We start from the raw sequence: 7,962 nt of genomic DNA on the forward strand, positions 1-7,962 counted from the left end.
GTGGCGCGTCGCGGGGGTGCAGGGGGCTCGGGCCGTCCTGTACGTACTCCGCGCAGACCGTACTGGCGGTGCCGGGGATCGAAGCTCAGCGGAATGTCACGTACCGAGAAGTCGGGCACTTCGGCAGGAGGGCAGTCGATCAGTGTGTCCAGAGCCGGACCCGATGCAGGTGTACCGCCGTCTCCCCGCCCAGTGGATTGCCTGACGTACCAGTTGGCTGCCTGCCACGGGGTCTCGCGAAGGGCCTGCTCCAGCGGAATCTCTTGTGGCGGGCCGACGGTGATGGGTCGCGACGGCGGACACGACCGACGGCCGAGGAACGGAAGGAACCGCGGTGCGAGGAGCGCCTCATAGAGTTGTTGGATCAGGCGGCTGTCGCCTTCGACCCCGGCCAGGAAGACCGCGTCCGCCAGGTAGAACCGCTCGGAAAGCGGCATGGCCCGGCCCGAGTCGAAGTGGTGGGCCGTGTGGAAGTCCCGCACCCGGGTGTCTGGCTGGTCGATCCTTACGCCGAACCGCAGTACTGCCAGGTCAGAGAGGTCCTCTTCCCGGCCTCGGCCCAGCGCTGCGGCGAGCAGGCCGAGGACGCCGCTCTTGGTCGGGACGTTCTCGGTGCTCCGGCGGGCGAAACGGGCCGCGGACCCCCATGCCTGGAGAGGCCCGGCCAGCCGGAGCAGCAGGACGCTCATGCTGCCGACCCCGGCGCTCCCAGCCGCTCCGCGACGGCGTCCTCGACGGCCTTGGTCAGGGTGCCCAAGGTGACTTCGGTACCGAGTTCTGCGAGCGCTCGGGTTTCCTCACCTACGCGAAAGATCCACGTCGGCTGGTCGTCGGGGACCCCGTACTGGCGCTCCAGGGCGGGAATGTAGGCCGCGAGACGCTTGCAGCTCTCCCGGACGTAGCCACCTTCGGCAGCCTGACGCACTGGTTCTTCGAATGCGCCGACGAAGCTGATGGGCCGCTGCGAACGGAGTTTGACGATCACGGCGGCCGGCAGTGTGTGATTGCCGAAGGTGTTGATCTTTCCTGTCGGCAGGGAAGTGATGAACGCCTCGAGGAAGGCGCTCGCAGCCTTCTGTACCGGCGTCGTCGGGTGTTCGTTCTCCTGGAGTCCGATGCCGAGATTGTGATGGAGTTCGTCGAGGTCCACGGCGGCGTACCGGTAGAGCGTCGCTGAGTTGAAGTCGATGGTGCCGATCATCCCGGCTCCGGATTCTTCGTCGGCGCTGCGGTCGTCCACGGCCGTGAAGTAGTCCGACTCGATCTCGGAGGGGTGCACCCCGATCGCGTGGGCGACCTGGGTGGCCCCTTCCACATTCAGGTCGGGTGAGTCGGCGACCATACGGCCGAACAAGGCGATGTCTACGGAGTGGCGGCTGTCGACTGCATCCCGGACACGGGCTTTGTACTCCTTGTTGTTCTTGAGAGCTTCTTTGAAGGCTTTTAGGTCGCCACCGGGGTTGCCCTCCAGAGCGAGGACTGCCAGTGCGTCGAGCTGACGGCTGCTGAGGAACATCAGGTACGAGGACTCGTGGCTCGGCTCGCGCTCTGCCTCTGCTTCGCCCTTGCCTCGGCGCTTCGGTGCGGCGATCTTGGAGCCGGTTGCGGCGTGCATGACCTCGGCGGCCAGTTCGATACTCGCGGAGGCTCGCAACGACGGTTTCAGGCCGGTGATCCGCTCGGCGAGTGCATCGGCAACCTTCTTTGTCCGCACGCCGAGTTCGGACGGGGGAAGCAGATCGCCGAAGGCCTTCCGGGTGGCACGCTTCCACGCCTGGCTGGAGACACGGGCCCGCCGTACGCCACCGTAGATGGCAGTTTTGGGAGTGCCCGTGTCGTCGCGATTCAGGTTGCTGGGAGGCACGGACTGAAGAATGTGGATGTCAAGAATGGTGCGTGTCAACGAGAGTTCTCCCTGTGAGTGCCAGCACATGCAGTGACGAACGCCGGATTGTGACCCTGGCTGCTAGTCGCCGGCGTCGAGTAGATGGTCGGAGCCGCCCCCGTTGTCTCCACTGGCCGCAGGGCCTGGTTCGCTGCGGGAGCTTCGTCGTGAGGACAGGTGGAAGTCGCGGCCCCAGGTGCGGCGGACCTCGGCTTGACGGGCGATGTCCTGCCATGCGGTCAATTGGTCGGCCAGCCGTGCGTAGTCGAGGGGGATCCGCGCGCCACGGAGCAGCAGCACTACTGTGCGGAGCCTGGTGCCCAACATCTCGAGCGACGTCGAAGTGCCGATCCGCACGAACCGTTTACGAAGGGGCTCGTTCAGCTTCTCGGTCAACTCTGCGTCAGACAAAGTGATGTGAGAGGCCTCCGTACCCAGACGCCCCTGTGCCAGGTGCCGGACTGATCGGCCCAGGCCCCAGTCATGCGCGTGCATGTTGGCGTCGCGGATGGACTGCTGGTGGAGCGCCCACAACGTGATCGTGAGGAAGACAGCCTTCTCCTCGGCGAGTTCGCGTTGCTCGCTCCAGCGGCGCTGATCGGTGGAGTAGTACTTCGCTGACACTCCGTCCTCCGGCTCAGCGACCGGGACGGAGTCGCGCTCCGCTCGGATGGCGGACAGCTCCTCCAGCCCGTCGTTGCCCCAGCTCTCGGGGGCTTCGTGTACGGCCTTGCCGACTCCGCGCCGGAGGCGGGCCAGGGCCGCTACGGCGCTTGAATTGTCCTGCCGGTACAGGGCCTGCAGGCGCCCTATGCAACGATCGGTGGCGCGTCCTGGTGCTTGCAGGGACGGACGGGGCAGCCCGCCTCCCGAAGATTGCCGCGGGGTGTTCACGGGCGATGACGGCATGACGTTGGTCATTCAGTTACCTTCGTCCGGGTCCTGTGGCGGTCGCGGAAGTACCTGGTTCAGCCGCTGTCGGAACCACTGCTCTGCGCGTGCGTCATTGACCCAGTGGCGTCCCGAACCAGGGACGTCGGCCACCCGGCCCTCCGAAGCGGCGGACCCCGCGGAGCCGAGCAACTCGCGGCCGAGCCGCGTGACGTGCTTTCGGACAGTGGTCTGCCAGAGCTTCCGGCCGGAGTGCGGGTCAATGCCCGGGTGTAAGGAGGCGAGCCACTGCCGGTATGGCCCATCCAGCGCTCCGAAGCCGAGGTCGCGGGCGGCATCGCTCGCGGGGTCGGGGTTCGATCCCACGGCGCGGGCCAGGTTCCCGGCCAGTTGGCCCAGTGCTGTTACCGCGGCCTGCGCATCGTGCACGGCATCAACTGCTGTGGCGCCGAAGTCGGGCTTCTCCTCGTGCAGGAGGACCACCGGCAGGACCACCGCGTCATCCACGACCTCGTCCACCACCGACTGCTGCGTGCCATACACCGCGCCTACGAGCCGCACCCGGATCAACGACGTTTGCTCGATGGCACCTTCCGAGGCGAGCATCGAGTACCAGGAGACGATCCCGGCAGGAAGCGACTCCGGAGTGCCGCGTCCGGTGTCGTCGCTGGCTGAGCGCCGCGCGGGCAGCAGCGAGCCCAGCCCGCGCCAGGCCGCCCGGCTCGGATCGTGCTGGCGCGGCATGTAGACCAGCGGCCGCCCCTGCTTCTTCTCCTGTGCGGCGCTGCGCCTCCAGCTGCACATGGGCTCCCGCTTCCAGGGCGCATGGAGGGTCAGAGGGTCCCCGTACCCGAGAACGACGCCGCTCACCTGCTCGCCGTCGACGTGCAGGCGCAGGCGCCGTGACTGCCAGGTGTACAGGTCACGCAGCCCGACCGGGCCCCGGGCGAGCCGGTCTGCGCCGACGGCCCCCGCTACGGACGGGGGGTGTCGCCAGGCGGGTAGATCCCCGTCTTCCGGCTCGACAATGCCCTCGTCGAAGGCGATCAGGTTCAGAAGCAGGGTCTGGTGCAGGGTGACACCCTCGGCGTAGATACCGCCGAGATTGCCCAGGGAGCCGACACCCAGCGGATACACCTTGCCGGACTTGGCCCGAGGGTCTCCCACCATCCCGGACTTGATTCCCGAGGGGTCGTAGGCGTGCGCGTGAACGAGCCAGCGTGCGGCCTCGGCGTAGGAAAGCCGGCGCACGCCGGGATTGCGCATGGTGAAGAATGGCTCCCCGTTCGGCACGTCGGCGACGAGCCGGTTGAGGGAGGCTGTTTCGCCCTTCGCTGTGCTCAGACCGGCCACCTGATAGAAGGGCGCATCCGAGTGGAACAGGTCGAATCGGTTCCGATGCCGGTCGAGGTAGCCGGGGACTTCGCCGAACGGGTCCGGTGACTCCCACAACTGCGCCCAGTCGTCGAGTTCTGCCGGGCCGTCGACCGCGTCATGCAAGATCGCCAGCAACAGCCTCAACAGGGCGAAATCCTGCGTGGGAAGGTCGCCTGCGAGACGACGCACGTCCCGGGCCTGGGCGAAGACCTCCATGAGTGACAGCAAGTCCATGCTTCCGTCGAGGCGCTGGACAGGCAACCACGCGGATGACACGAGGCTGAAGGAGGGAGAGCCCTGGAGAGGAGGACGCTTCGGTGCCAAGGGGCTCAGCTCCTTGCCGGTGACGAGCGTAGGGTTCGCCCGGTTCGCTGCCCGCTCATCATCGACTTCCTTCGTCGGTTCGGCCTCATGCACTGACACGGTGGGGGCACGTGACGCCTCGAAGGCGGTCTGCACCCGCAGTCCGTCGACGACGCTGTACCTGAGAACGAAGCCTGACAGGCGGGTCTGACAATCCTCGTCGAGAACGAGCATCAACTCGCCTGCCAGTAAAGGACATTCCTTCGCCTGCCAGGCAGGGACCATAAAATGCTCCAGCTCACCGATGGTCCGATCGATCGCCCCGGGGTGGGAGAACAGTCGGGGCAGAGCGATCGCACTCGCGGCGACGGCCTCAGCGGTCCGCCGGTCGGGAGGAAAGTCCGTCGGCAGCCGCAGACCGCCTTGCCCGCGGGGCAGCCAGGCCACCGTGGCGAGCGTGCCGTCACGCAGCCGCTGCACCACCATGACCTCCAGGCTCTCCTGGCTGTCGCGCACTTGAGCTCTGCCCTCACGGGTGTCGTCGGCATCCCCGGCGTTGGCCCCGAGCCAGTCGTAGATCGGGCGGCCGGCCCGTCTGACCGGACCGAGCAGGAACGCCTCCGCCTTCTGCCGCTTGTCCGCGAGAACGCGGAAATGGTCCGCCTGCGCTGCGCTCAGTTCCCCCGCCCAACGCGACGGACCGATCTCGGCCTCACCGTAAGCGGCCTGCACGAGCGGGCTGATGTGGTGGGGAAGCAACAGGGGTTCGCCATCGAGGTGCGGCCCGAGCGCGGCCAGGGAGCGAAGCAGGGCATGTCGCCCGTAGACGATCTCCGAGCCGCGCACGGGCTGAGGCAGATCCGGCTCCCACGCGGCACCCGCCACAAGACAGCGGGCCGTGGCGAGCTTCGGCGGGCGCTTTCGCGGGTGGCGGTGCAGCCGTCCCATGCGCTGGAGCATCAGGTCTACCGGTGCCAGATCGGTGACCAGCAGATCGAAATCTACATCGAGTGACTGTTCGACCACCTGGCTGGCGACCACGATGTGCGGGCCGGAAGGCCGCTCTCCGTCCGGCCCGAAGATGTCCCGGAGTTTGGCGTCCCGAGCCGCTCGGTCAGCGGCCAGGAACCGGGAATGCGTGACCGTCACGTGCTGCGCACCGAACCGCTCACGCAGCACATCGGCCGTATCCAGGACGCGCTGGACGGTGTTCCGCACGACCAGAGCGCAGCCGCCGTCCTGGAGTTCACGCATCAGCCGGTCAGCGAGCTGGTCAAGATCGTCGTCCAAGCGTTCCAATGTCACATCGGTACGGCGTCCCGATGCGGCAGGAGGCTGTACGGACAGGACCGGGGCGCCTGGTGCAACGGCAGTGATCAGAGGATAGGCAGCGGAGTCGGACCTCGTCGCGCTGTCCGTGACCGCTTCTCCTGCGTAACTGGCCGCCAACGCTCGCCTGCGGTCGGCGGGAAGGGTCGCCGACAGCATGATGACCGGAACGCGGTACGCGGCGAGCCACTCCAGGACCCGGTCGAGGTAGCGGCCCATGTAGGCGTCGTAGGCGTGTACTTCGTCGATGATGACGACCTTGCCCGCCACCGCCAGATGCCGCAGCGCCAGGTGTCGGCTCTTGAGTCCGGCGAACAGCACCTGATCGATCGTCCCCACCGCGAACGAGGCGAGCAGTGCCTTCTTCCGTCCCCGTAACCACTGATGAGCCTGTAGCCCGGCAGGCTCGGAACGAAGGGACCGCACCCCGCTGAGCTGCTGTGACCGATCCGGCTCGATCGCCGCGATGGTGCGATGCCCCCGGCGCAAGAGACCCGACCAGACCTCGTTGAGCGCCGCTTTCGCATGGGCCAGGGCGACCGTCGAGGAACCGGAGTCGGGCAGGTGATCGAGCCAGCCCAACAACCGCGGGAACATGGCATCACCAGTCGCCCGAGTGGGCAACGCCACCAGACAACCACCGGCTCCGCTCCTAGCGGCCAGGATCTCCGCCGCCGCGAATGCTGCTTCGGTCTTGCCTTCCCCCATCGGGGCCTCGATCATCAGCAGCCCTGGGGAGGCCATCTGATGCGCTGTCCGAACGGCCTCGGCCTGTACCGGCCTGATCTGGGCGTCGACGGGGAGAACGAAGCGCTCGGCGAACAGCGATTCTGCGGAGCGGTCGGGTTGCTCAGGCTCCCAGGGGCCCGGCAGGTCCAACCCCTCCCAGGCTGCCGTGAGCCGGCGGGCTTCGCCGACCGGGCCGATCGGATGCCAGGAAGCCGGATCGTATGGGAACAGCTCAGCGGAGCTGGCTATCCAGTCCGACAGGATCACGATCGCCGTAACAAGCACTTGTGTGGGCTGTGTGAGCCGCACGTTTTTCCAGCCCGGCAAATGCTGGGTGACTCCAGCTAGTTCAGCACATCCATCCATCAGCTCGTACTGGACGCTGCGCCACAGGTTCTCGGAGTCGCCGGGGTGCCGCAGGAGCCAGGGGCGGAGTTGGAGGTCATGGATTTGCTGGTGCTCGGGCGGCGTGCCGTGATGCCCGCCCGCCACGACAGCGAACTGTCCGGACACCCTCGTGGTCATGCCGCAGCGCACGCTGAGCCATTCCTGGAGGAGTAACTGTCCGGCGAGCCCATGCGGCGCTGCGCGGCGATCGGTTCCATATTGTGCGGCGCTCGGCATCTCCAGGCCGGCAGCGCGCATGCGATCGGCGAGCGAATCGACTTGGCAGGCGAAGGCGCAGGTTGCCTTGCCGACGTCATGGACTCCCGCAAGGAAGGTCACGAGCCGTCGTGCACCGCTCTCACCCTCTGGAAGGCCCTCGGACAAAAGGGATTTGATGTTGGCGGGCAGCCACGCATCCCAGAGCTTCCCGGCCACGCCGGCACTGTCGGCCAGGTGTCGCCACAGAGGCAGGTGGCCGTCCGTTTTTGGATCGTGTTTCGCCCAAGCGCTGCGGGCAGCCGGGGAGAGCCGCGCGAAGGGCACGTCACCTTCCGGGGGTTCTTGAACCACAGGTGTATGAAACACGTCCGAGCCCTCGCGGAGACGGTTTTACGGAAGAAGAGGGGCTTGGGGCGGCTGACGTAGTAAGGCGTTGGCGGCGCGTAGAGGACCACGTCGGGAACGGTCGGCACCCTGAGTGCCGGATGCCGACCGCGGCAGATCCGTCAGGCCTGAGCGCTGGCCGACGTTGGCTGCGTGATCACCAGGACGATGACTACGACCACGACGGCACCCCATACCCACGAGGCGTACGGAGAAGGTGCGGTCGGGCAGGCTGCGAGGAGCGCCGCTAGCACAGCGTAGAGAGCGGCGAACGGTCCGGAGGGACCTTCTGAGCTGCGACTTGGACGTAATACCATGGGTGCGTTCCTACGATCGTCAGGTGGTTAGGGACAGGCCGGGCCCGGCCTCCTCGGTAGCACGGGGAGGTGCAGCGGGTCCGGCCGTTTTCGTGAACGGGCCCGCTGCTAGGGCTAGTTGAGGCGAGCGTACACGCGGGG

At 67.1% G+C, this 7,962-nt stretch carries 4 protein-coding genes; all 4 read right to left on the minus strand.

Annotated features, from left to right (window positions below; translation table 11 throughout):
• The coding region (gene cas5e / locus GKQ77_RS22560; protein ID WP_219690753.1) for a type I-E CRISPR-associated protein Cas5/CasD at window positions 1-689 on the minus strand (689 nt) is incomplete at its 3' end.
• Window positions 686-1,903 carry a type I-E CRISPR-associated protein Cas7/Cse4/CasC gene (cas7e, locus tag GKQ77_RS22565; RefSeq protein ID WP_219690754.1) on the minus strand — a complete coding sequence of 406 codons (1,218 nt, stop codon included), beginning with the start codon at window positions 1,901-1,903 and terminating at the stop codon, window positions 686-688. The genes cas5e and cas7e, both read right to left, overlap by 4 nt.
• A gap of 63 nt (window positions 1,904-1,966) precedes the next feature.
• Window positions 1,967-2,806 carry a type I-E CRISPR-associated protein Cse2/CasB gene (gene casB / locus GKQ77_RS22570; RefSeq protein ID WP_219690755.1) on the minus strand — a complete coding sequence of 280 codons (840 nt, stop codon included), beginning with the start codon at window positions 2,804-2,806 and terminating at the stop codon, window positions 1,967-1,969.
• Window positions 2,807-7,486, minus strand: coding sequence for a type I-E CRISPR-associated protein Cse1/CasA (gene casA, locus GKQ77_RS22575; RefSeq protein WP_219690756.1), 4,680 nt, complete (start codon window positions 7,484-7,486; stop codon window positions 2,807-2,809).
• Between the last annotated feature and the right edge of the window lie 476 nt (window positions 7,487-7,962).

This window comes from Streptomyces anatolicus (assembly GCF_019400875.1).
Lineage (GTDB): Bacteria > Actinomycetota > Actinomycetes > Streptomycetales > Streptomycetaceae > Streptomyces > Streptomyces anatolicus.

What these genes read in the sequence shown, in the direction of transcription:
- casB (WP_219690755.1), bottom strand. Translation starts at nt 2,806, where the DNA reads ATGACCAACGTCATGCCGTCATCGCCCGTGAACACCCCGCGGCAATCT.